The organism is Microbacterium sp. 8M (assembly GCF_902506375.1).
Classification (GTDB): Bacteria; Actinomycetota; Actinomycetes; order Actinomycetales; family Microbacteriaceae; genus Microbacterium.
In genome coordinates, this window is the sequence record NZ_LR733284.1 from 3345939 (window position 1) to 3368122 (window position 22184).

Consider the following 22184-nt stretch of genomic DNA (forward strand, 5'->3'; position numbering starts at 1 on the left):
GCTCAGCGTCGCGCCGGACCGGGCAGCGACGTGCGCGGCGCGGAAAGCTGGGCGAGGAACGGGTTGCGCTCGGCCTGGCGCTCGTGGCCGGCGCTGTCGCGCGTGCACTCCGGACACCAATGACCGCCGATGAGGACGAGGAACGGGCTGCCGGCGAAGATGTGCCCGAACGCGCAGCTCCAGATCAGGGGCTCGCGCGGACGTCCGCTCCGCACGACCGGTGAGACGAGCTCCCCGCCTCGGAACCCCGCGGCCTGGACGTAGTCGGCACGATCCCAGTCGCCGGGTGAGATCTCCTCGTCGAAACCGTGGTCGAGATACGACGGCGCACGCGAGGGCTCCGGACCGGTGAAGGTCGACCAGTCGCCGATGGCCCGCCACTCCGCCAGCGATCCGAAGTGCGCTCGGATCGCAGACTCGTCGCGCTGCGAGATGGCATGCATGGTTCCGCGAGGCATCCGGGTGAGCGGGCGCATCACGAGGTTCTTCACGATCCAGCCGGGCACCCGCCCGGCCGCCCTGACCGAACCCGGCAGCGTCGCGACGGCGCGCACGAGCGCCTGATCGAAGGTGTCGCGACGGAACGGCACGAGCTGGTCGAGCGTGTCGCTGTCGGTGTACCAGTGCCCGTGGAAGTTCCGGGTGGCGAACCAGTTGCGGTCGTACCAGCGGCGCACGTCGGCGACACCGAGGGCCCCGCTGATCGCCGTCTGCAGCTGCCAGTTCGTCAGCCGCCACTGCGCGCCGCCGCCGATGTTGTAGATCCCACCCCAGAACTCCTCGGGCAGCTCTCGTTCGGCGATGCCGGCGAGCAGGCGCGCGGAATCCTCGGCGGTCACCCATTCCATCACTCCGCCCAGGGTGGAGTGGGTCATGATCGGGTCGCGCAGGGCGAGCATCCCCGGATGGAAGATTCCGGTCTGGCGCAGCCACGCCCACCTCGGCAGCGACGATTCGACGAGCAGCTTCTCCGCGACGACCTTCGTCTGGCCGTACTCGTCGAACTGGGACACGCGGATGGGGTCGCCGATCCGGCCCCAATGGATCGGCGGGGTGCGGTCGCCGGTCTCAGCGACGGAACCGATCCCCACGACGCCGACCGATCCGGGATCGGGCAGGGCCGCTACAGCGCGGATGATGTTCTGCATGCTCCCGGTGTTGACTCGCTGGGCGAGCTCGGGATGCTCGTCGGCGAGCGGGGAGACCACAGCCCCGACGTGGAGGATCAGATCGACGTCCTGGACGGCTCGCTGGACGTCGGCGTAGTTCAGCAGGTCGCCCCAGAACACCTCCACGTTCTCCGCGTCGGCGAACTCGTCCAGCACCGCCCGGTCACGCGGCGTATCCAGCGCGAACGCGATGACACGCATCCGATCGCCTCGTTCATGGAACTCTCGGAGCGCCGCACGGCCCCAGTTGCCCGTGGCGCCGGTGAGCAGGACGCGGGTTCTCGGGTCGCGGGTCACGAGGCGACCATGCCCAGCTCGGCGGCGCCGCTGAGGCTCAACGCGATCAGCTGCTCGAGCGCTTCGTCGGGGATCTCCACGCCGGGGAATCGTGCGAACTGGCCCATCGGCATCGACTCGACCATCCGGAGCATGTTGCCGTTCGCTTCGGCGGCTGCGAGCTGCTCCTCCGTCGCTCCCGCCATCATCGCCTGCATGAGCGCGGGCCCGACCACCGGGTGGCCGAACCAGTCGCCGACCGTGGATTCGAGTGACAGGGCTTTCGGCGCGTCCACATCGCCCTCGAGGTCGATCACGTGCTCCCCGACGATGTGCTCCGCCGAGTCGCCGAGCTGGACCGCGTAGCGGTCGGGGGCCACCCGCCACCTCGACCGCGACGTATCCCAGAAGGCGAACACCCGTCGGTTCAGCGGGATCTCGACCGTGATCGACTCGCCCGGCTCGAGGGTCACCTTCGTGAAGCCGGCGAGTTCCCGGATCGGGCGTCGAACCGGGGCGCTCTGGGGCGCGACGTACAGCTGCACCACATGCGCACCGGCAACAGCACCGGTGTTCGTGACCCGGACGCGCGCGACCGCGCTGTCGGAGCCCGTTGTCTCCACGTCCAGGATGGACTCGAACCTGGTGTAGCTCAGGCCGTGCCCGAACGGATACCGCACGTCACGCCTCACGGTCGTGTAGTAGCGGTAGCCGACGAAGATGCTCTCGCTGTACCGCACGCCCTCGTTCTCGCCGGGGAAGGAAAGGTACGACGGGGTGTCCTCGAGCCGCAGCGGGATGGTCTCCGCGAGGCGGCCGGACGGGTTGATCGCCCCCGTGAGCACCGCGGCGAGCGCGTACCCGACGGCCTGGCCGAGCGCCCATCCCTCCACGATCGCGTCGACGCTGTCGTGCCACGGCTCGAGGGTCACGACACCGCCGTTGGAGAGCACGACGACGGTGCGCGGGGCGACGCCCGCGACCGCCTGGATGAGACGGACGTGCGCGTCGGGCAGATCGATGTGCGTGCGATCGAAGCCCTCCGACTGGTCCTCCTCGTACAGGCCGACGAACACGACGGCGACGTCGGCGTCGCCGGCCACCTGGACCGCCTCCTCGCGCAGACCCGCATCGGCCTCCGGATGCTTCCGGTCGTAGCCCGCCGCGTAGGAGACGCCCGCGCCGAGACGGGCACGCAGCTCGTCCAGCGGGATGTCCAGCTTCGTCGGGTTGACGTGCGAGCTGCCTCCGCCCTGGAACTGCGGCTCGACGGCCAGCTGCCCGAGCACGGCGACCCGCTCGCCCTGCCGCAGGGGCAGCGCGTCGTTCTCATTGCGCAGGAGCACGATCGCCTCGCCCGCTGCCCGCCGGGCCAGGTCGTGATGAGAAGCCGGGTCGAACGGGTCGCCGCCGCCCGCAGGTTCCGTGCGCTCGGCGAGTCGTGCCAGCCGGGCGACGCTGCGCTCGACCACGGAACGGTCGAGCCGGCCCTCGCGGACGGCGGCGATGATCGCACGCGCGCCTTCATCGCCGGTTCCGGGCATCTCCAGGTCGAGGCCTGCCTTCAGCGCCTCGACCCGGTCCTTGATGGCCCCCCAGTCGGAGACGACGAGCCCATCGAAGCCCCATTCGTCGCGAAGCAGCTCGGTGAGCAGCCACGCGTTCTCGGAGCAGAAGGCGCCGTTGACGGAGTTGTAGGCGCTCATGACGGTCGCCGGCTGAGCCTCGGTGACCACCTGCTCGAACGCCGGCAGATAGATCTCGCGCAGTGCCCGCTCATCGACCTGCGCGTCCACCCGCATCCGCTCGGTCTCCTGGTTGTTGACTGCGAAGTGCTTCAGGGATGCGCCGACGCCGGTGCCCTGCACGCCGTGCACGTATTCGGTGGCGAGCGCCCCCGTGAGTCGCGGATCCTCGGAGAAGTACTCGAAGGTGCGTCCACCCAGCGGCGAGCGCTTGATGTTGATGGCCGGCCCGAGCAGGACATCGACGTCCAGGGTGCGCGCCTCGCGGCCGAGCGCTGCACCGACCTCTCGCACCAGCGCCGGATTCCAGGTGGAGCCCATGCCGACCCCGGGCGGGAAGCACGTCGAGGGGAGGCTCTCGTTGAAGCCGAGGTGGTCGGCGTCACCGCCCTGACGCCGCACGCCGTGCGGGCCATCGACCAGCACGAGCGAGCGGATCCCGTCCCCTTCGCGCGTCGACCAGAAGTCCCGTCCGGTGAGCAGCGCCGCATCACGGGCGAGGGCGTCGTCTTCCGCAGTCGGCTCCGGGGCGGTGATCACGTCCTCCGGCACCGGTTCGCCCGCGCTGACGGCGGCGAAGCCGCGCTCGAGGTCCGCGAGCACCGCGTCCGGGTTCACGAGCATCCCCGCGATCTGGCGGGGCGTGACCGCTTCCTGCCCGCGCAGTCCGGACGCCATGTGCTCGGCGGCCTCAGGGATGTGCTTGGTGATCACGCCGGTGAGGACGGCCATCGCCTCTGTGCTCTCGGCGAGTGTTCCGAGCGGAGTGTCGACCGTGACCGTGACGGGCGCGTCCTGGTCGGTCTCGAACGGCTCCGCGAACTCATGCGCACCATGGCCGACCACGTGCCGGCCGCCCGAGGGCAGCATCACCTCGGCCGTGACTCCGACCGGCACGCGCACCGCCAGCCGGATGGAGCCGTCCTGCAGCGTCCACCCGCTTTCGACGACGCCGTAGGGCGTCATGAGACGCCCGGACGCCGCGGTGAGTCCGCGGCGCGGAGGCTGCGGCGCGACGCGGACCGTCCGGTAGCCGGGTGCTGCGGGCGCGAGACCCGCCACGACGCGGTGCAGCCAGTCCCCGACCGCGCCGAACGCGTAGTGGTTGAACGACGTCATCCCGGAGGGGTTCACCGTGCCGTCCGGCAGGAGCGAGTCCCACCGCTCCCAGATGGTCGTCGCGCCCTGCGCCACGCTGTACAGCCAAGACGGCGCTTCGGTCTGGAACAGGAGACGGTACGCCGTATCCAGGTGTCCGTTGGCCGAGAGCGCGTCGCAGATGAGCGGTGTGCCGATGAACCCGGTCGAGATGGTGAAGCCGTTCGACCGCACGATCTCGGCGAGCCGGTCAGCAGCGCGCGTGCGAGCTGCGGCATCCCCGATGAGATCGAACTGCAGCGCGAGCGCGTAGGCGGTCGCCGAGTCCGACAGGAGCCGCCCGGATGCGGAGACGTATTCGCGACGGAACGCGGTGGCGACCTCGCCCGCGAGCGCACGGAACCGCTCGCCCTCCGCCCGCCCCAGGAGCTCTGCCGCATCCGCGACGATGCGTGCCGATCGGGCGAAGTACGCCGTCGCGACGATCTCCGGGTATGTCGCCGCTGCCTCCGGGCGACCGGCGGGCGCCGACGGGTCGAGCCAGTCGCCGAACTGGAACCCTGCCGACCAGATCCGGTCGGATCCGGCTGCCGCCTCCACCTCGGAGACCCAGGCAGCCATCGAATCGAACTGCCGTGCGAGGACACCCAGGTCACCGGACGCCTGATACAGCGTCCACGGAACCACCGTCGCGGCATCCGCCCAGCCGGCCATCGGCCCGGTGTAGCCCGTCGTGATCGCGGGCACCACCATCGGCGTCCCTCCGTAGCGGGTCTGCTCGGCGGAGAGGTCCTTCAGCCACGACGTCAGGAATCCAGCGGTGTCGAACAGGTACTCCGCGGTCGGGGAGAACACCTGCAGATCACCCGTCCACCCGAGTCGCTCGTCGCGCTGCGGGCAGTCGGTGGGCAGGTCGACGAAGTTGCCGCGCATTCCCCACACGATGTTCTCGTGGAGTCGCTCCAGCCGGGGGTCGGAAGCGGTGAACCAGCCGGTGCGCTCCATGTCGGAGTGCAGAACCTCCGCGACGATCGCCGACGGGTCCAACTCGCCGGGCCATCCCGTCACCTCGGCGTACCGGAAGCCGTGGAAAGTGAACCGCGGCGCCCACTCCTCCACGTCTCCGCCCCGCAGAACGTAGGTGTCGGTCGCCTGCGCTCCGCGCAGCGGCTCGGTCGCGAGCTCGCCTCCTTCCAGGACCTCGGCGTGCCGCAGGATGACGGTGTCACCGGCTTCTCCGGCGACCCTGATCCGCAGCCGCCCGACGAGGTTCTGACCGAAGTCGAGGATGGTGCGCCCCGACGGCGAGATCGAGACCTCGGCGACCGCGACGGTCTGCGTGGCCCGCACCGGCGGTCCGTCGGGCGCGACGAGCAGTGCCGGGTCGAGCTCCGCGACTGTCACCGCTGTCCAGCCCTCCGCCGTGCCGCTCGCAGTCGCCCATTGGGGGTCGACGAGGCGGGCGTCGAACTGCTCGCCGTTGTAGAGGTCCGCCGAGACGATGGGTCCCGTCGTGCTCTCCCACGAAGAATCGGTCACGATGACACGCAGATCGCCGTCCTCGTATTCGACCTCCAGTTGGGCGAGCAGGCCTAGTTCCGTGCCGTACCATTCCCGGCGCCCGTCCCAGCCGAGGTACCCACGCCACCAGCCATCCGCGAGCCAGGCACCGATGGTGACCTCGCCGCCGCCGACGAGATCGGTGACATCGTAGGTCTGGTACCGCAGCCGTGACTCATACGCCGTCCACCCCGGTGCGAGCTCGTCGTCTCCGACACGCTGCCCGTTGATCTCCAACTGGTACACCCCGTGGGCCGTGGCGTACACGCGGGCGCGGCGCACGGGCTTCGCGGGCAGTTCGGCCGTTCGGCGCACGAGCGCCGCCGCTCCCGCGACGGGTGCGACAAGCCGAGCGGTCCAGTCGCCCGGCTGCAGAAGGCCCGCCTCGACCTGCGCCCAGTCCGACCAGTGGGAGGCGTCCCCGTCCTCACCGATCACGCGCACCCTCACCGACGCGCATGCACGCGACGTCAGTTCGGCGAACGGCCAGGGCACGAGCACCGACTCGCGGCTGCCGACGCGGACGACCTCGCCGGATTCGCTCTCGAGCTCGTATGCGCTCTGCACCCAGCCAGGCGGGGCGTCCTCGACGATCCAGCTCAGCCGCGGTGCGGACTCGCCGATGCCGAGCGCGTCGCGGTGGTGCTCGAAGCGGACAGGAGTGACGGTGACGGTCATGACAGGCCTTCAGGGATCAGCGGACGGAGCGGATGCGGAGGATGACGAGCCCGCCGAGGAGGACGAGCGCCGCGGCGATGATGAACAGCAGGGAGTAGTTCTTCTCGTGGCCGCTCACTCCGATGAGCAGGATCCCCGAGGCGACGAGCGGGGCCGCCGCCTGCGGGATGGAGGTGGCGAACCCCGTGATCCCCATGAACCGGCCCGCATCCGTCTCCTTCTCCGGGAGGACGTCGAGAAGGAGAGCCTGATCGACCGCGGAGAACGCGCCGATGCCCGTTGAGACGATGAGCGAGCCCGTGATCAGCGTGGGCAGGCCCGGCGCCAGAGCCATCGTGAGCATTCCCGCGGCCATCAGCGCGCCGCCGAGCAGGACGAAGACCTTGCGGCGCCGGAAGCGGTCGGAGAGGAAGCCGCCGCCGATGGCCCCGGCTGTCACCGCGAGCACGCCCGCACCGCCGAGTGCCGCGATGATCCCGGCGACCTCCGTGACGGGCACACCGAGCCGGCTGGCGAAGAAGAACGCGGTGAAGGTCGTGTTCAGGGTGAGGCCGAAGTAGAAGAGGAACCGCCCGAGCCAGTTCCACGAGAAGTCGGGATAGCGACGCGGGTTGTACAGGTACTTGCCGAGGAGTCCGGCGAAGCCGATCCGCTCGCGGGGCAGCCCCCGGCTGTCGTCCTCGTGGACGAGCGTGACGAACAGGGTGACCAGGACGACGCCGACGGCACCCGGGAGGAGGAAGAGCAGGAGCGGGTTTCCCGTGAACCCGGAGGTGAGGATGACGCCGAAGACGGGCGCGATCTGCGTGGCGAAGCCGGTGAGGCCGGCGACCTTGCCGCGCTGTGATTCGGGCAGGCGGTCCGCGGTGGAGATGCCCAGGTTGCTGAAGACCGTTCCCCAGCCCCACTGCGCCAGGATCCACCCCAGCCCGAGCGGCACGATCGACGGGGCGACCGCCATCCACACGAGCGAGATGACGCCCACGATCATGCCGCCGATCATGAACGGCCGGCGACGGCCGATGCGGGTGCGCGTGCGGTCGCTCCACACGCCCATGAAGGGGGCGGTGACCATGACGAACAGGGCGCCCGCGCCGGTGATGTAGCCCAGGTACTCGTCGTGCCCCGGCGCGATCGCCTGCACTCGGATCGCGAGCGAGATCGCGATCGGGGTGATGAAGGCCATGAAGACGCCGAACTGGGCGAGGACCATGAACCAGATGTAGCGGGCGCCGACCTTCTCCAAGGTCGACGGGATGCGGTCCTGTTCGTCGAGGATTTCTGCGGGGACGCTCGGGGAGGGCATGGCCGTCGGCATCGCGGCGATGACCGGTTCGTCGTCGATCGGGTTCGTCATTGCGGTGACTCCATCGTCAAGGGTGAGCTAGCACGAGCTAGTGATGTCACTATAGGGGCGTTAAGCTAGCACGTGCAAGTGCGGGATAGAGTCGACCTGAGGAAGGAGTGCCGTGACGAAGCCGGAAGCCCTGAAACGCGTGACCGCCGCGGACGTCGCGCGCGCGCTGGGCATCTCCCGCGCCACGGTCGGCTTCGTCCTGAACAACACCCCCGGCCAGACGATCTCCCACGCCACCCGGGAACGCGTGCTCGCGGAGGCCAAGCGCCTCGGGTACCGGCCGCACGCCGCCGCACGGACCCTCCGCAGCGGGCAGAGCCGGATCGTGCTGCTGATCCTCCCGGACTGGCCGATGGACTACAGCATGCGCACGCACCTGGACGAGGCCTCGCTCGTCCTGGATCGGGCCGGCTACTCGCTGGTCACCATGACCCCGCACCCCGGCGGTCAGGCGCAGCCGCTCTGGGAGACTCTCCGTCCCGACGTGGTCCTCGGAATGGCCGCGCTTCCGCGGAAGACGATCGCCGCGATCCACGACAGCGGCGTGCCGCACGTGATCGCCGAGGTCCTCGAAGACCAGCAGGGCCCGTCCGATGACGGCCTGCGGTATGCGGAGGGGCCGCGTCTTCAGGTCGAGCACCTGCTCGCGCAGGGCCGCACGCGCCTGGCCTTCGCCGGGTCATCGGATCCGCGGATCGCGGAGCTGGTCCGCACCCGGCGCGCCCTCGCCGTACGCACCCTTCTCGAGCGGACGGGCCAGGGCTTCGCCGCGGATGCGGACCTGGATCCGACCACTGCCGGGAACGTCGTCGAAGCGTGGCTGGCAGACGGAATCGACGGCATCGTCGCCTACAACGACGACATCGCCGCCCTCGCGGTGGGCGCCGTCCTCCGCGCGGGACGCACCGTCCCCGGCAACCTGGCGGTCGTCGGCCACGACGACAGCCCCCTGGCTTCGCTCTTCGTGCCCAGCCTCACGAGCGTGCGCGTCGACACTGCCGGCCTCGGGCGTTACGTCGCGGAGCTCGCACTGAGCGCAGCGACGGATGCACCGAGGCCGGAGGCGGGGCCCGAGACCGAGGCGCGGCTCATCGTCCGCGAGTCCACCGCCGCGCGCTGACCGCGTGGCCGCCCGGGCGGACGGGACGCCCGCTGACGCTCAGGGCTCCCGGTCATATCGTCGGAGCGCAGAGCACCGGCTGCACGGCGCGGGGTCGGGCGCCGTGCAGCCGGTGGGTTCGGCCGGGACTACTTCCAGGTGTCGTTGAGCGTCACGGATCCGGACGATCCGGTGGTGTAGCTGCGGTTCGCGCCGCTCTCCCAGGTGACGGCGCCGTTCGCGTCCTTCACGATGTACTTGTACTGGAAGGCGGTGGACGCCGGGATGGACACCGTGGCGGACCAGACCGGGTACGACGCCGGGTCCATCTTGATGGCGGCCCCGGTGTTCCAGCTGCCGAGCGCGGGGATCGATCCGACCACGTACACGTTGCTGCCCCAGGTCGTCGTCTCGTTCTCGTTGAACGTGACGGCGACGGTGGGCGCGGGCGGCGGCGTCGCCGTGGTGCCGTTCAGCTGATCGGTGAGGGAGGCGGTCGCCCCGCTGCCCGTGGTCGCCGTGTGGTTGCTGCCGGACTCCCAAGTGACGGTGCCCGATGCGTCCTTCTGGATGTACTTGTACTGGATGGCGGTGCTCTGCGGCAGGTTCACCGTGACGGTCCAGGAGGAGCCGGACTGCGTCATCGGGATCGCCGACGCGGGCGCCCAGCTGCCCAGCTCGGCGATGGATCCGACCAGGTACACCGGCGTCGATCCCGTCTCGCCGTTCACGGTGAACGTCTCCGCGACCTGGCCGGCCGTCGGGGTGGGCGTCGGCGTGCTGCTGCCGGTCGGCGTCGGGGTCGGCGTGGCGGTTCCGGTGAGGCCGTACAGGGCGACCGCGTCCTTCGCGGGTACCGTCACCGAGGCGTTCCCGCTGCTGTCGACCGTGATCGACGTGCCGGTGCAGGCGCCGGTGGATGCGGTGTAGTCGCCGTGGATCACGTCGCAGTAGCTGCCGGCCGGGAGACCGGTCGCGAACGTGCGGGTCTGCGCGGAGGTGCCGTTGTTGATGGCCACCCAGGCCTTGCTGCCGCGGCTGAACGAGATGAGGTTCGCACCGTCGCTGTACCAGTTCGCGACGGGCTGGCCGGTGGCCGCGTTGCGCCAGCCGACCATGTTCGCCACGGCGCGCGTGCGGTCGGTGCAGTACCAGCCGTTCGCGCAGTCGGTGTCGGTGACGAACCCGTTCGCGTCGGACGGCGGGGAGTCGTCGGTCGAGTTCCAGGTGAAGCTGGCATACACCTGCGGCGTTCCGTAGCCCCACGCGAGATGGAAGACGTTCGCGAGCACGTACGTGGATCCGGCCTTGTAGTTGAGGCTCGACCCGTTGCGCTCGGTGTCGTGGTTGGTCACCATCGTGCCCGAGGAGGCGGAGGGCTCGATGCCCCAGCTCTGACCGAGAGTGGCGAGGTTCGCGATGTTGCCGGTGAACTGGTTCTTCAGCGCCGTGGCGTAGGTGAACTCGATCACCTGCCCCATGCCCTCGTATGCGCTCGGCGCGAGACCTCCGGATCCGCCCGGCATGACCTCCTGCAGCACATACGGACGGGATCCGGTCCACGTCGTGTTGTGCACGCCGCTGAGGATCGCGGACAGGTCGTTCGCGTTGATGTGCTTGGCGGCGTCGAGGCGGAAGCCGTCGACGCCGAGGTCGACGAGCTGGTTCAGATACGCGGTCTCGGTCGAGCGGACGTGGCTGCTCTCGGTCTTCAGGTCCTCGAGCGACACGAGCTCGCACTCCTGGACCTGGGTCTGGTTGTTCCAGTCGTTGATCGCGAGGTTGCTGTTGGGGCAGTCGTTCGGATAGGCGTGGAAGTCGCTCGCCGTGTAGCCGGGCTGCGCGTAGGAGTGCGACGACGCGCTGAAGCTGACCCCGCCGTAGGAATCGGTCGTGGTCTGGTTGTCGCCCGCCATGTGGTTGAGCACCGCGTCGACGTACACCTTGACCCCGGCGTTGTGGCAGGTGGTGACCATCGCGGCGAACTGCGCCGCCGTGCCCATCCGGCTGTTGAGGTCGTAGCCGACCGGCTGGTAGACCTCCCACCACGGATGGGTCGACTGGTTCAGCCGCACGGAGTCCTGCGGCGGGGCCACCTGCACGGCGCCGTAGCCCTTGGGACCGAGGACGTTCGTGCATTCGGCGGCGACCGAGTGCCAGTTCCACTCGAACAGGTTGGCGACGACGTCGCCGCCGTTGGGCGTACTCGCCTGTGCCGCTCCGGACATGGCGAGAGGGACCAGGGCGCCGACGGCCAGCGCGCCGGTCAGCATCCAGGCGGCACGAGTGGCCGTGGTTCGTCTCGAGGGCGCGTGTGCGGCAGCTCTGCGGTCGAGGGGCATCGTTGCTCCATCCAATGCGGGCCGGGGTGTCGTCGCACGCCGGCGGAGGGGCGGTCGACGATGCCCTGGACAGGTGTCCGCGCCCACGGGGATGCGGACGCGGACACCACAATGAAGCACGAGAAGGAGAGCCGTCAAGAGAAATCTGGAAGCGCTTGCATCTTGCGTCAGCTGTGAAACAGGCTGTAACAGCGGAATTCCGCGCCTATCCGCGATGACTCTCCATGAAAGGGCAACTGCGAGCCCGTTCTACTGCAAACGCTTACATCTCCCCAGTACGATCGTCCGCTGAGGATCGCACCCGGCTCGCTCACGGCCATCGGACTTCACGCCGGCGCGGGACCTGTCGACTCGCGCAGGAGCAGCGCGGTGCTGAGGCGGTGCTGGTGAGTTGGCGCCTCCCCCGTCGATGAGATGACCTCCACCAGATACTCCGCCGCGAGCCGTCCCTTCGTCGCCACCGGCTGGCGGACGGTCGTCAGGGACGGTGAGGTCCACACGGACTCGATGAGGTCGTCGAAGCCGGACACGGATACCTGAGCCGGCACAGAGACGTTCTCTTCCCGGGCTGCGTCGAGCACGCCGACGGCGATGATGTCGCTGAACGCCACGATCGCGGTCGGCCGCTCGTCACCCGACCAGAGCGCGCGGAAGACGTTGGCCCCACCCTGCCGGGTGTTGGGCGTCTCGAGAACATGCATCCCCGGGTCTGCGAGGGAGAGCCCGGACGCGGCGAGCGCGCGGCTCGCGCCCTCGATGCGACGCAGGGCAGCTCCCTTCCAGTTCGCGTATCCGCCGTCGGTGCCGGTCTCGAACGCGACGAAGGCGAACCTGCGGTGCCCGAGGCCGAGAAGGTAGCGGACGACCTCCTCCATAGCCGCGCCGTCGTCGATGTCGACACTGGAGACATCGTCGTGCCACTCGCTGTCGACCAGTACGAACGGGATCCGCCGACGGCGCAGGGCGCTGACCTCTCCACGGTCGTACTCGAGTCCGGTGACGATGAATCCGTCGACCGCAGCGTACGGGATGGCCTTCAGCATCGAGCCGCGCAGCGGGGGCGCGAGCAGCAGAGTGAACCCCTCCCGCTGGCAGACCTGGCCGATGCCCTGCAGGAACAGGGAGTAGTAAGGATTCTCTAACACCCGGTCGAGCTGCTGTGGCAGGAGAAGACCGAGGCTGTCAGTCCGCCGGGTGCGAAGCATGCGAGCCGCGGGGTCCGCGGTGTAGCCGAGCGTCGAGGCCGCCTCCATGATGTTCGCCACGGTGGCTTCGGAGAGCTTCTTCGCGTCGTTGAAGGCGAGCGAGACGGCGGACTTCGACACCTGCGCCAGATCCGCGACGTCCTTCATCGTCGGTCGGCGTTGACTCATTCCTCAGCTCCCGTCACATGCCGCGCGACCAGCACCTGCTCCGCTGCAACGCTCCAGAGCGCACTGAGAGGCCTCCCCTGCAGGTCTCGCCACTGCTCTCCTTCACGGAGCTCCGCCACCTGACGCGGGTCTATCGTGACGCCGTTGCCGCGGTGCACGACCATCATCACTCGTTCTGAGCCGAGCATACGGGTGATGAGGACCGTGTCGGCATCCAGCGCAGATACGTGCTGGGATCCGCGGCGCAGAGCCGCGCTCGCCGATCGCATGGCCGAGAACGACCGGATCCCCTCCAGCAACCCCATCGCCCACTTTTCCTCCTGCCAGACCATCGCCGCCCGGCAGTCGGGATCGTTCGCTCCGGTCATGCCGATCTCGTCCCCGTAATAGATCATCGGCGCACCCTCGGATGCGAACAGGAGCGCGTAGGCGAGGAGCGCCCTGGTCTCGTCACCGTCGTGCCGCGTGAGCACTCGCTCGGTATCGTGGCTGCCGAGCAGGTTGAGCATCCCTTGACGGAACCCCTCGGGGATCCGGTCGCGGAGGCGGTTCATCCCTTCGGCGAACGCGAACGCGTCGATGGATGCGTCGGCAGTGAATCCGAGCACGAGATCGCGCAGGGTGTAGTTCATCGTCCCGTCGGCGAGATCGCCCGTCAGCCAGGGCTCGGGTTCGCGCCACTCCTCCGCCACGATGTAGAGGTCGTCGGAGCGCTCCTTCACCACGCGCGCGAACTCGCGCCAGAACGTCTGGTTCACGAAATACGGCACGTCGAGACGCCATCCATCGATACCCTGATCGATCCAATATCGGGCGACGTCGAAGTGATGCTTCCGGACGTCGGGGTTGTACGCGTTCCACTTCGGAAGGTAATAGCACCCGGAGCACGTGCGGTAGTTGGGCTCGGGGTGTGCGACGATCGGGAACCCCTCCACCGAGAACCAGTTCACGTATTCCGAGGCCGCGCCGTTCGCCACCACATCCTTGAATGCCCAGTGGCCGTCGCCGCAGTGATTGAGCACCGCATCCAGCACGATCCGGATACCGCGCCGGTGCGCCGCGTCGACCAGGCTGCGGAACGCGTCAAGGTCACCCAGTCGGTGATCGATCGCGAAGTAGTCCACAGCGTCGTAGCGGTGATTCGTCTCCGCCTCGAAGATCGGCGTCAGGTACAGCGCGTTGACTCCGAGGGAGGTCAGATGATCGAGATTCTGCTCGATGCCGGCGAGGTCTCCGCCGAAGAAGTTCTCACGGGTCGGTGCCGCGTCCCACGGGACCACGTCCTCCGGATCGAGCGACGGGTCTCCGTTGGCGAAGCGCTCGGGGAAGATCTGATAGAAAACGGCATCGGAGAGCCAATCGGGAGCAGACATTCAGTCCTTCGATCCTGTCGTTGCGATTCCGCGCACAAGGGCGCGCTGGAAGAAGAGGAACACGATGATGCTGGGGATCGTGGCGCTGAGCGTGCCCGCCATCAGATAGTTCCAGCTCGTGCCGTACCGGCCGACGAACGACGCGAGACCGATCTGGATCGTTCGCAGTTCGTCGGTGTTCGTCACCAGTAGCGGCCAGAGGAAGTCGTTCCAGGCGAAGAGGAAGCTGAAGATGCCGAGCGTCGCGAACGCAGGCAGCGACAGGGGCACGACGATCCGGAAGAACGTCGCGAACCGTCCGCATCCGTCGATTCGCGCCGCCTCCTCGAGCTCGACGGGGATGGACAGGAAGTACTGGCGCAACAGTACGATCCCGAACACATCGGCCAGGCGCGGGACGATCAGACCGGCGTACGAGTCGATCCACCCGAGGTCAGCGGTGATCGCATACGCGGGGATCACTGTGACGAAGGTGGGCACGATGAGCGCCGCGAGCAGAACCACGAAGAGCGACCTGCGCAACGGGAACCGCAGGCGCGCGAACGCGTAGGCCGCCAGCGCGTCCAGCACGAGATGGCCGCTGACGATGCCCGCGGCCATGATCAGGCTGTTCAGGTAGTACTGGCCGAAGGGCGCCGACTGCCACGCATGGATGTAGTTCTCCCAATGCCATGACGTCGGAAGGATCGACGTGTTCGTGTAGGTCTCCGCCTTGGATTCGAGCGATGTCGTGAACATCCACAGGAACGGCACCACGACGACGGCCGCTCCAAGGATCAGTACGCCGTGTCTCGTCAGCGACGACGCCAGGGACGCAGGCTTCATCGACGTTCTCCTTCCGCGCCTGACGCCCGCCATTGCACGAGCGACACCCCGAGCACGAGGACCAGTGTCACGAATGCGATGGCCGTGCCGTACCCGAAGTCGCCCAGACGGAACGCTTCCCGGTACATGAACATCCCCAGCACCTCCGTGCCGCCGCGCGGTCCCCCGCCGGTGAGCACGTAGACGAGATCGAATGCCTGGAAGCTCGTGATCAGCGCCTGCAGCACGACGAAGAAGGTCATCGGCGACAGCAGCGGGATCGTGAGCAGGCGAAGACGCTGCCACCCTGAGGCGCCGTCGAGTTGAGCGGCCTCGTAGATCCCGTGCGGCAGGGCCTGCAGGGCGGTGAGGTACAGCACGGCGTTGAAGCCGATGTTCTTCCAGACGGTCAGTAGTGTCAACGCGATGAGCGCGAGCCAGCGGTTCTGCAGCCAATCGGGACCCGCGATGCCCACCTGCGCGAGAAGCGTGTTGACGAATCCGGCGGGATCGAGCATGTACTTCCACACGATCGCAGCAGCGACCGACGAGGTGACCGCCGGAAGGAAGTAGATGCCGCGGTAGAACCCGCGAGCGCGGATCGGAGCGTCGAGAAGCAGCGCCACTCCCAGTCCGCTCACCACGCTCAGCAGGCAGACGCCCACCGCGTACACGACCGTGACCAGCAGGCTGTTCCAGAATTCGGGGTCCCCGGCCAGTCGCACGTAGTTCTCGAACCCGATGAACTCCTTCACCGGATCGAATCCGTTCCACGATGTGAGGCTGATGTGCGCGGCGGAGATGATCGGGAACAGGACGAATACCCCGATGACGAGCAACGCCGGCAGCAGGAAGACGCCTGCCGTGAGTACTTCGTCACGGTGATAACGCGTGCCCCGTGGGGACCTGCGTGCGGGCCCGCCCGGAAGGAGCACTTCCGGGCGGGCCGTGGTGCGGGAAGAGACCACGGGTCGGATCAGCCCTTCGCGATCACGTCGTCGACGGCCTTCTCGGCAGCGTCCAGCGCCTCGTCCACGCTCGCCTCTCCAGCCAGTGCCTTCTCGATCTGCTGCGCGAAGGCGAGCGAGATCTTCGGGTACAGCGGCGTGTTCGGACGGGCATGGGCAGAGGACATCTGTTCCACGAAAGGCAGGAGCTGAGGCTGGCTGGACTTGACCCAGTCGAGGTAGTCGGAGCTCGTGGCCACCGAGTTCAGCACCGGGAGCATGCCCGTCTTCTCGCTCCACTTCGTCACCTGCGGCGCCTCGAGGAACCAGGCGAGGAAGTCCGCCGCGGCCTTCGCCTTCGCGTCGGAGTTCTTGAAGACGACCGCCTGCTCACCGCCGAGGTTCGTCGCGGGAGAGCCGTCCGCCGGATGCGGAACCTTCGCGCTGCCCACCTCGAACGGCGGATCCTGAGCCCAGATCCCGACCATCCAGGATCCCTCCTGCGCGGAGCCGCCCTGACCCTTCTCGAACTCGCCCCACTTCGCGTAGGGGCTCACCCCCGACTTGATGAGGTCGACCCAGAACTGCAGCGCCTTGCGTCCCTGCGGGGTGTTGAACGCGGCGGCGGAGTTGTCCTTCTTCAGGAACTCTCCGCCGGCCTGCCAGAGGTTGACCTGGAAGTTCCAGGTCAGGCCCTCACCCGTGTCTCCCGCCTGGGTGAACAGGTCGTATCCGGGCTTCCCCGTCTTCTCGACGATCTTCTTCCCGTCCGCCATCAACTCCTCCCAGGTCGTGGGCGGCTGCTCGGGATCCAGACCGGCCTGCGTGAACAGGGTCTTGTTGTACATGTATCCGAGGTTGTTGGCGGACACCGGGACAGAGATCTGCTTCCCGCCGATCTTGCCGAACGAGGTGAGCGCCGGATTGATGTCAGAGAGGGAGTCGGCCGGCACCATCGTGGACAGATCCGCGAGCGTGCCCAGCTTGGCGATCTGCGGGACCCAGACCAGGTCGACGATCGACACGTCCGGCAGCGTCTTCGACGTCGCGGACGCTCGCAGCTTCGTCAGGTAGTCGGCGTTGGGCACGTTCGCGGTCTTGATCTTCACGCCCGGATGCGCGGCGTTGTACTCCTTGACCATCGCATCGAAGGCATCGGCGTTCGTGCCGTCCCAGTAGTGCCAGACGGTGACGGTGGTGGTGCCGCCCGCGTCGGCGCTGCCGGGCGACGAACAGCCGGTGAGGACCAGCGCGCCGGCCAGGGTGGCGGCGGCGAGGGTACGGGGTGTGAGGTGCATCGTTGCTCCTATCGGGTGTGCTGTTTCGGGCGGAGGCCCGGGTGGTGGGTTGTCGGGCGGTTCAGCCGCCGCGTGGCGCGAACCACGCGGCCGAGTCGCGAGGGATGACGGTCTCGGCTTCTGTCGCGGCCGTCGCGATGACCGGGGCGCCGGTCTGCCAATGCGCAAGGACAGCGAAGGGCTGCGCTCCGGTGTTGACGACGCAGGTGGCGCCGGCGCGCTGGAACGCGAGCACATCGGGGCGCTCGGTGTCCAGCCAGACGATAGGGGCATCGCCGGCGAAGAAGCGGCGGCGCAACGAGATCAGCTGCTCGTAGATCCGCAGCATGGAGTTCGGCTGCGCCGCAGCTCGATCCCGCGCATAGCGTCCGAACCACTCCGGTTGCGGAAGCCAGGAGGAGTCGCTCTCACCGAATCCGAAGTTCTTCTCCGTCGCAGCCCACGGGATCGGCACCCGGCATCCGTCTCGTCCGAGCTCCGCGCCCTCAGAGCGGATCCAGATCGGATCCTGCCGAGCCTCGCGGGGCAGGTCGAACACTTCCGGGAGGCCGAGCTCCTCCCCCTGATAGAGATACACCGTCCCGGGGAGCGCCAGCAGGAGCGCCGCCGCAGCAGCCGCGCGCCGCGTTCCCTTATCGAGATCGGCTCGTCCGATTCGTCGGGCGGCGGCGATCATGTCAGTCGGATCCGTCGGCTCCAGGATCTGCTCCTGGCCGTAGCGCGTGACCGTTCGATGCACGTCGTGGTTGGAGAGCGTCCATGCCGGCGCGCTTCCCGCCGCGGCGAGGCCTGCATCGATGGCCGTGCGGAGACGGCTCGCATCCCAGGGCTGGACGAGCAGGTCGAAGCTGAATGCCTGATGCATCTCATCCGGCCGGAGATAAGCCGCGAGCCGCTCGATCGAGGGCACCCAGATCTCCCCGATGAAGTACTTCTTCTCCGGGTAGGAGTCGCCGAGCGATCGCCATGTCCGGTAGATGTCGTGGACGCCCGGCTGATCCCACATCGCGTGGTTGTGACCGCCGGTCCCGGTCTCCGCGCCCGGCCAGTCGGGCAGCCCGGGTGCCTTCACGTGACCATGGCCGACGTCGATGCGGAAGCCGTCGACCCCGCGGTCGAACCAGAACTCGAGAACGCGGCGGAAGTGCAGCGATACGTCCGCGGACTCCCAGTTGAAGTCGGGCTGGCCTGAGTCGAAGGAGTGCAGATACCACTGCCCCGGACGCCCGGCCGCGTCGGTCACGCGAGTCCAGGCGGGCCCACCGAACACGGACTGCCAGTTGTTCGGAGGCAGCTCGCCCTCAGCACCGCGGCCGTCGGCGAAATGGAACCGCGCTCGCTCCGGGCTGCCCGGCGCCGCGCGCACGGCGGCGCGGAACCACTCGTGCTCGATCGAGCAGTGGTTCGCGACCATGTCCATCAGCACGCGGATCCCGAGGCGGTGCGCTTCCCGGACGACGGCGTCGAAGTCCGCGAGAGTGCCGTAGTCGGGATCGACATCGAAGTAGTCCGCGATGTCGTAGCCATGATCCCGCTGGGGAGAGGGATAGCAGGGGTTCAGCCAGATCGCGTCGCACCCGAGCGCGGCGATGTCCTCCAGCCCGCGGAGCAGGCCCTTGAGGTCGCCGATGCCGTCTCCGTCGCCATCGCGGAAGGAGCGCAGATACACCTGGTACGCGACTGCGCCGACCCACCACGGCGAGGTCGATTCAGCCCTTTCATCAGGGCTCAGAACGTCGATGAGAGTCATGTTTCTCCAGCTCCGGAGGGCCTGGGCGGCGTCAGGGCGGCCGCGCCGCCCAGGCGGTCTCTCGGGGTTATGTCCGATCAGAACGATGGGTAGATGTCGATCACCGATCCGCCGGTGCCTGAGTAGTTGCTGCCGCTCGACCATGTCGCATCGTCGATCAGCGGCTTGAACTGGAAAGACTGCCCCGCGGGGATCCGCTCCAGCTCGAACTCCCACACATCGGGCGCGACGTTGCGCGCGCCCCGGCCCGCCGCCCAGGAGAACGGGTACGCGTCGCCGCGGATCGCGATGTTGTGCCCGACTCCGGTGTTGTAGTGGACGCGGATCTTCGTCGTGTTGCGTGCCGGCGGCGTGTAGGCCGAGACAGGTGTTCCTGGTGCATAGACCTTCGACTCGTGCTCGCCCAGGGAGACCGTGATCTGCTTCCCGGTCGTGCCGCCGGCAGTGACCGTCACCGTGTCGGACGTGTTCATCAGGTTGGTCAGGACCGCACCGACCGGGATGCTGCTCTCCGCGCGCAGCGGGATCGTGCGGGTCTGCGTATTCCACGAGTTCGAAGAGAGCGTGATCGCCTCCGCCCCCGTCGAATCCACGCGGCGAGAGAATCCGTACACGTTCGCGTCAGCCCACATCTCGCGCTGCTTGCCGATCTGGAGGGCGGGGTTAGCCTTCTTGATGGCCGTCAGCCGCTGGATGTGCGTGTACAGGGTCGACGTCTGGCTGAAGCTCGTCATGTCCTTGCGGTTGTCCTTGTTCGCGATGGGGACCTCGGTCGCGTTGCCGTTCCCGTTGTCCGCCTGCTCCGTTCCGTAGTAGATGACGGGAACGCCGCGGGACGTGAGGAGGAACGTGAGCGCCGAACGGAGCCGCTGATAGTTGTCATCGGCCCAGGTGAGGAATCGCGCACGGTCGTGGTTGTCGAGGAAGGTCTCGAGCCGGTTCGGGTTCACGTACTTGTTGTCCTGCGCGAAGAGCCCGCTGAGAGCAGTCATGCTCGTGTCTGCGGAGAAGGCGCTGCGCGCCGTGAAGAAGTACGGGAAGTCCAGCACGCCCCACTCGTAGTTCTGATACGGCGCCACGTAGTCGACATCGCCGACGAAGACCTCGCCGAAGCTCGGAACGCCCAGGGACGACTGGAAGCTGGCGAGCCAGGTTTTCGGGATGGAGCGCGCCGCGTCGACCCGGACACCATCGAAGCCCATGTCGACCCAGTCCTTGTAGGTCGTCGTGAGGTAGTTCGAGACTGTTGCGTTGGACTGGTCGAGATCGTCGAGTCCACCCAGATCGCAGTTCTCGATCTGGGTCTGCGTCTCCGTGCCGTTGAACAGGCAGTCCCCGTTGTGGTGGAAGTACGACGAGTTGTCGAGCGGGCTGGCGGGCTTGTACGTGCTCGGCGAGTACGTTGTCGAGGTCCCCGCGAGATAGTCCGCCGTGTGGTTGGGGACCACATCGAGGATCATCTTCAGCCCCTTCGCGTGCGCTGTGTCGATCAGCGTCTGCAGCTCCGCTGTGCTCCCGAAATGTTGGTTCGGTGTCGCGAAGTTCTTGGTGAAGTAGCCGTGATAGCTCGCCTCGAGACCGTCACGAGAGAGCGGCTGCTGCTCGGACACCGGGGAGATCCAGATCGCCGTCACGCCGAGGTTGGCGATGTAGTCGAGCTTCTGCGTGAGCCCCTTCCAGTCACCGCCGTGGTACATCCCGAGGTTGGACGGGTCGTACTCCCCCGCGCCCTGGTTGTTGTTCGTGGAATCCCCATCGGAGAACCTGTCCACCAGGACCTGATAGATGACGTCGCCCTCCGCGAGAGGCCCCGGCGACGGCACGGTCGACGTACCAGCCGCGACCGTCTGCGCCGCCACCGCCGGGCTCGCGAACAGCGTGCCGATCAGGGCGAGTGCACCCCCCGCCGCAAGCAGCTGTCGCACGTGAATCGAAGATCCACGCACCTTTTGCCTCTTGAACACGTGTAACCACCTTTGTTTCGAGTCGGTGTGCGCTCCGGCCGCTGGGTTGCACTCGTTTACTAGACCGATCCAACAACCTTGCCGAGAGCACTGTCAAGAGGCAGATGGAGAACTGATGCACTCGCGGCCACAACGATCTCCATCACCTCGAACACCCCGCCACGCAAGGGTGTCGCGCTTAGCGCCACCCGCAGACGCGCCCGCTTCGCGCCTTTGGCCAGGCGGCCGCCCCACTCAGCGCGGGGTGCGAAGCCCTGTGCAATCGACACCAGCGTGGATATGTGGCGTCACCGCCCACCACGACGTATCCTGCGGCGTCGGGCGAGGTCGAGGGCATCGACAATGCCGTCGCGCGTCGCCAGAACGCTGCTTGACTTGCCGCAGCTTGGAGACGACTCGTCGTGGAACTGCCGCGTCGCGAGCCTCAGGACCCTTCGACCCACGCAGTGAGAAATTCCTGCATCGGTGCGAGGTCGTCCTGCGTCGCTCGCTCGAACGCTTCGGCGCTCGGCAGTGTGCGACTGATCCTGCCGCGACAGGCAGGAGACTACACATCCGTAAGGTCGGGGGGGGGTTGTTCAGCGGCCGATGTGCAATCACCCGCACGGGAGTAAAATTCGCGCATGTCACCCCTCGCAATGGCGCGAACAACTCGCGCGGCCGCCTCGATCGCTGCGGCTTGCCTTGCGTTGACCCTTGCCGTGCTCGCCGCACCGAGCGCGTCCGCGAGTCCTCAGATCCCGGCGGAGAGCACGCCGCCCAGCCCGCGCGTCGAGCCGTGCATCTGGCAACCTACCGGCGTCGACCTCAACCAGTACTTCGGCGTCTCCACCGCTCTCGTCGTACCGACGAGTGTGGGGTGCCCCACGATCTCGTCCGGCGCGTGGTGGTCCCGACCCGCCACGTTCTTCCTCGCGAGGACCTGGGAGCACGTGCCCGACGGCTATGTCCCCGTCGGTGCGACGCCGTTCGATGAACTGAAGGCCGACCTGTCCATGGTGCGGGTGATCGTCGACGAGGGCACCCCGCAGGAGTTCACCGTCGAGCGCTCCGGCGTAGACATCCAGTGGGCGACGGGGCGACAGCAGGCCCTGTTCCCCGACGATCCCGACTGGCTGCTGGCGGACATCGGATCGCACGTTCTCATCCACCCGCTCTCCGTCGGGACGCATACGGTGCGTGGGGAGTTCTTCATCACCCGACCGGCGTGCGACGGTACGAGCAGCAGTTGGGACAGCTGCATCCCGGTGGGACTGTTCCCGTACCCGCCGACGCGGACGTTCACTGTCGCTGCGCGCAACTGAGGCACGACTGCGGCCAGCCCGCCGGATCCGCGCGCGTCGGCGGCAAA

Annotated in this window: 13 protein-coding genes; 2 read left to right on the top strand and 11 right to left on the bottom strand. The window is 67.9% G+C overall.

The features are described from left to right. Window positions 1-2: 2 nt before the first annotated feature. Genes AERO9AM_RS15795 through AERO9AM_RS15810 form a run of 3 tightly spaced genes read right to left on the bottom strand, consistent with a single transcriptional unit; the run spans window position 3 to window position 7883 of the window. Window positions 3-1466, bottom strand: a complete 1464-nt coding sequence (locus tag AERO9AM_RS15795; protein ID WP_159577012.1) for an NAD-dependent epimerase/dehydratase family protein — start codon at window positions 1464-1466, stop codon at window positions 3-5. Beyond that, complete coding sequence (locus AERO9AM_RS17645; RefSeq protein WP_236602642.1) at window positions 1463-6526, bottom strand: family 78 glycoside hydrolase catalytic domain; 5064 nt, start codon at window positions 6524-6526, stop codon at window positions 1463-1465. The genes AERO9AM_RS15795 and AERO9AM_RS17645 overlap by 4 nt, the downstream gene beginning before the upstream one ends. Before the next feature lie 16 nt (window positions 6527-6542). Beyond that, window positions 6543-7883, bottom strand: a complete 1341-nt coding sequence (locus AERO9AM_RS15810) for an MFS transporter (RefSeq protein WP_159577013.1) — start codon at window positions 7881-7883, stop codon at window positions 6543-6545. A gap of 112 nt (window positions 7884-7995) precedes the next feature. Here AERO9AM_RS15810 and AERO9AM_RS15815 point away from each other — a divergent pair, with 112 nt between their 5' ends. Continuing rightward, entirely contained in the window at window positions 7996-9003 is a 1008-nt protein-coding gene (locus AERO9AM_RS15815; RefSeq protein ID WP_236602643.1) for a LacI family DNA-binding transcriptional regulator, read from the top strand. Between the two features lie 128 nt (window positions 9004-9131). Here AERO9AM_RS15815 and AERO9AM_RS15820 read toward each other — a convergent pair whose 3' ends face one another. The 8 genes from AERO9AM_RS15820 to AERO9AM_RS15855 form a co-directional block, all read right to left on the bottom strand. Next, on the bottom strand, window positions 9132-11324 hold the full coding sequence (locus AERO9AM_RS15820; RefSeq protein ID WP_159577014.1) for a carbohydrate-binding module family 20 domain-containing protein: 2193 nt from the start codon (window positions 11322-11324) through the stop codon (window positions 9132-9134). Window positions 11325-11650: 326 nt separating this feature from the next. Then, the gene (locus tag AERO9AM_RS15825) at window positions 11651-12697 is read right to left on the bottom strand and encodes a LacI family DNA-binding transcriptional regulator (protein ID WP_159577015.1); all 1047 of its coding nucleotides are present in this window, start codon (window positions 12695-12697) and stop codon (window positions 11651-11653) included. Further along, on the bottom strand, window positions 12694-14070 hold the full coding sequence (locus tag AERO9AM_RS15830) for a glycoside hydrolase family 13 protein (RefSeq protein ID WP_159577016.1): 1377 nt from the start codon (window positions 14068-14070) through the stop codon (window positions 12694-12696). Before AERO9AM_RS15830 ends, AERO9AM_RS15825 begins: the two co-directional genes overlap by 4 nt. Next, a complete protein-coding gene (locus AERO9AM_RS15835; protein WP_159577017.1) occupies window positions 14071-14895 on the bottom strand; it encodes a carbohydrate ABC transporter permease in 825 nt (274 codons plus the stop codon). It lies immediately after the preceding gene. Beyond that, window positions 14892-15629: a carbohydrate ABC transporter permease gene (locus AERO9AM_RS15840; protein WP_236602644.1), complete on the bottom strand. Its 738-nt coding sequence runs from the start codon at window positions 15627-15629 to the stop codon at window positions 14892-14894. Before AERO9AM_RS15840 ends, AERO9AM_RS15835 begins: the two co-directional genes overlap by 4 nt. 221 nt (window positions 15630-15850) lie before the next feature. Continuing rightward, window positions 15851-17119 carry an ABC transporter substrate-binding protein gene (locus AERO9AM_RS15845; protein ID WP_159577018.1) on the bottom strand — a complete coding sequence of 423 codons (1269 nt, stop codon included), beginning with the start codon at window positions 17117-17119 and terminating at the stop codon, window positions 15851-15853. A gap of 61 nt (window positions 17120-17180) precedes the next feature. Continuing rightward, the gene (locus AERO9AM_RS15850) at window positions 17181-18869 is read right to left on the bottom strand and encodes a glycoside hydrolase family 13 protein (protein WP_159577019.1); all 1689 of its coding nucleotides are present in this window, start codon (window positions 18867-18869) and stop codon (window positions 17181-17183) included. A gap of 77 nt (window positions 18870-18946) precedes the next feature. Continuing rightward, the gene (locus tag AERO9AM_RS15855; protein WP_236602645.1) at window positions 18947-20794 is read right to left on the bottom strand and encodes an alpha-amylase family glycosyl hydrolase; all 1848 of its coding nucleotides are present in this window, start codon (window positions 20792-20794) and stop codon (window positions 18947-18949) included. Window positions 20795-21456: 662 nt separating this feature from the next. Between AERO9AM_RS15855 and AERO9AM_RS15860 the strand changes: the two genes are divergently transcribed. Next, on the top strand, window positions 21457-22137 hold the full coding sequence (locus AERO9AM_RS15860; protein ID WP_159577020.1) for a hypothetical protein: 681 nt from the start codon (window positions 21457-21459) through the stop codon (window positions 22135-22137). Window positions 22138-22184: the final 47 nt, after the last annotated feature.

Bases quoted from the DNA above. Each gene is read 5' to 3' on its own strand.
- AERO9AM_RS17645 (WP_236602642.1), bottom strand. From the start codon at position 6,526: ATGACCGTCACCGTCACTCCTGTCCGCTTCGAGCACCACCGCGACGCG.
- AERO9AM_RS15810 (WP_159577013.1), bottom strand. From the start codon at position 7,883: ATGACGAACCCGATCGACGACGAACCGGTCATCGCCGCGATGCCGACG.
- AERO9AM_RS15820 (WP_159577014.1), bottom strand. From the start codon at position 11,324: ATGCCCCTCGACCGCAGAGCTGCCGCACACGCGCCCTCGAGACGAACC.
- AERO9AM_RS15825 (WP_159577015.1), bottom strand. From the start codon at position 12,697: ATGAGTCAACGCCGACCGACGATGAAGGACGTCGCGGATCTGGCGCAG.
- AERO9AM_RS15830 (WP_159577016.1), bottom strand. From the start codon at position 14,070: ATGTCTGCTCCCGATTGGCTCTCCGATGCCGTTTTCTATCAGATCTTC.
- AERO9AM_RS15835 (WP_159577017.1), bottom strand. From the start codon at position 14,895: ATGAAGCCTGCGTCCCTGGCGTCGTCGCTGACGAGACACGGCGTACTG.
- AERO9AM_RS15845 (WP_159577018.1), bottom strand. From the start codon at position 17,119: ATGCACCTCACACCCCGTACCCTCGCCGCCGCCACCCTGGCCGGCGCG.
- AERO9AM_RS15850 (WP_159577019.1), bottom strand. From the start codon at position 18,869: ATGACTCTCATCGACGTTCTGAGCCCTGATGAAAGGGCTGAATCGACC.
- AERO9AM_RS15860 (WP_159577020.1), top strand. From the start codon at position 21,457: ATGTCACCCCTCGCAATGGCGCGAACAACTCGCGCGGCCGCCTCGATC.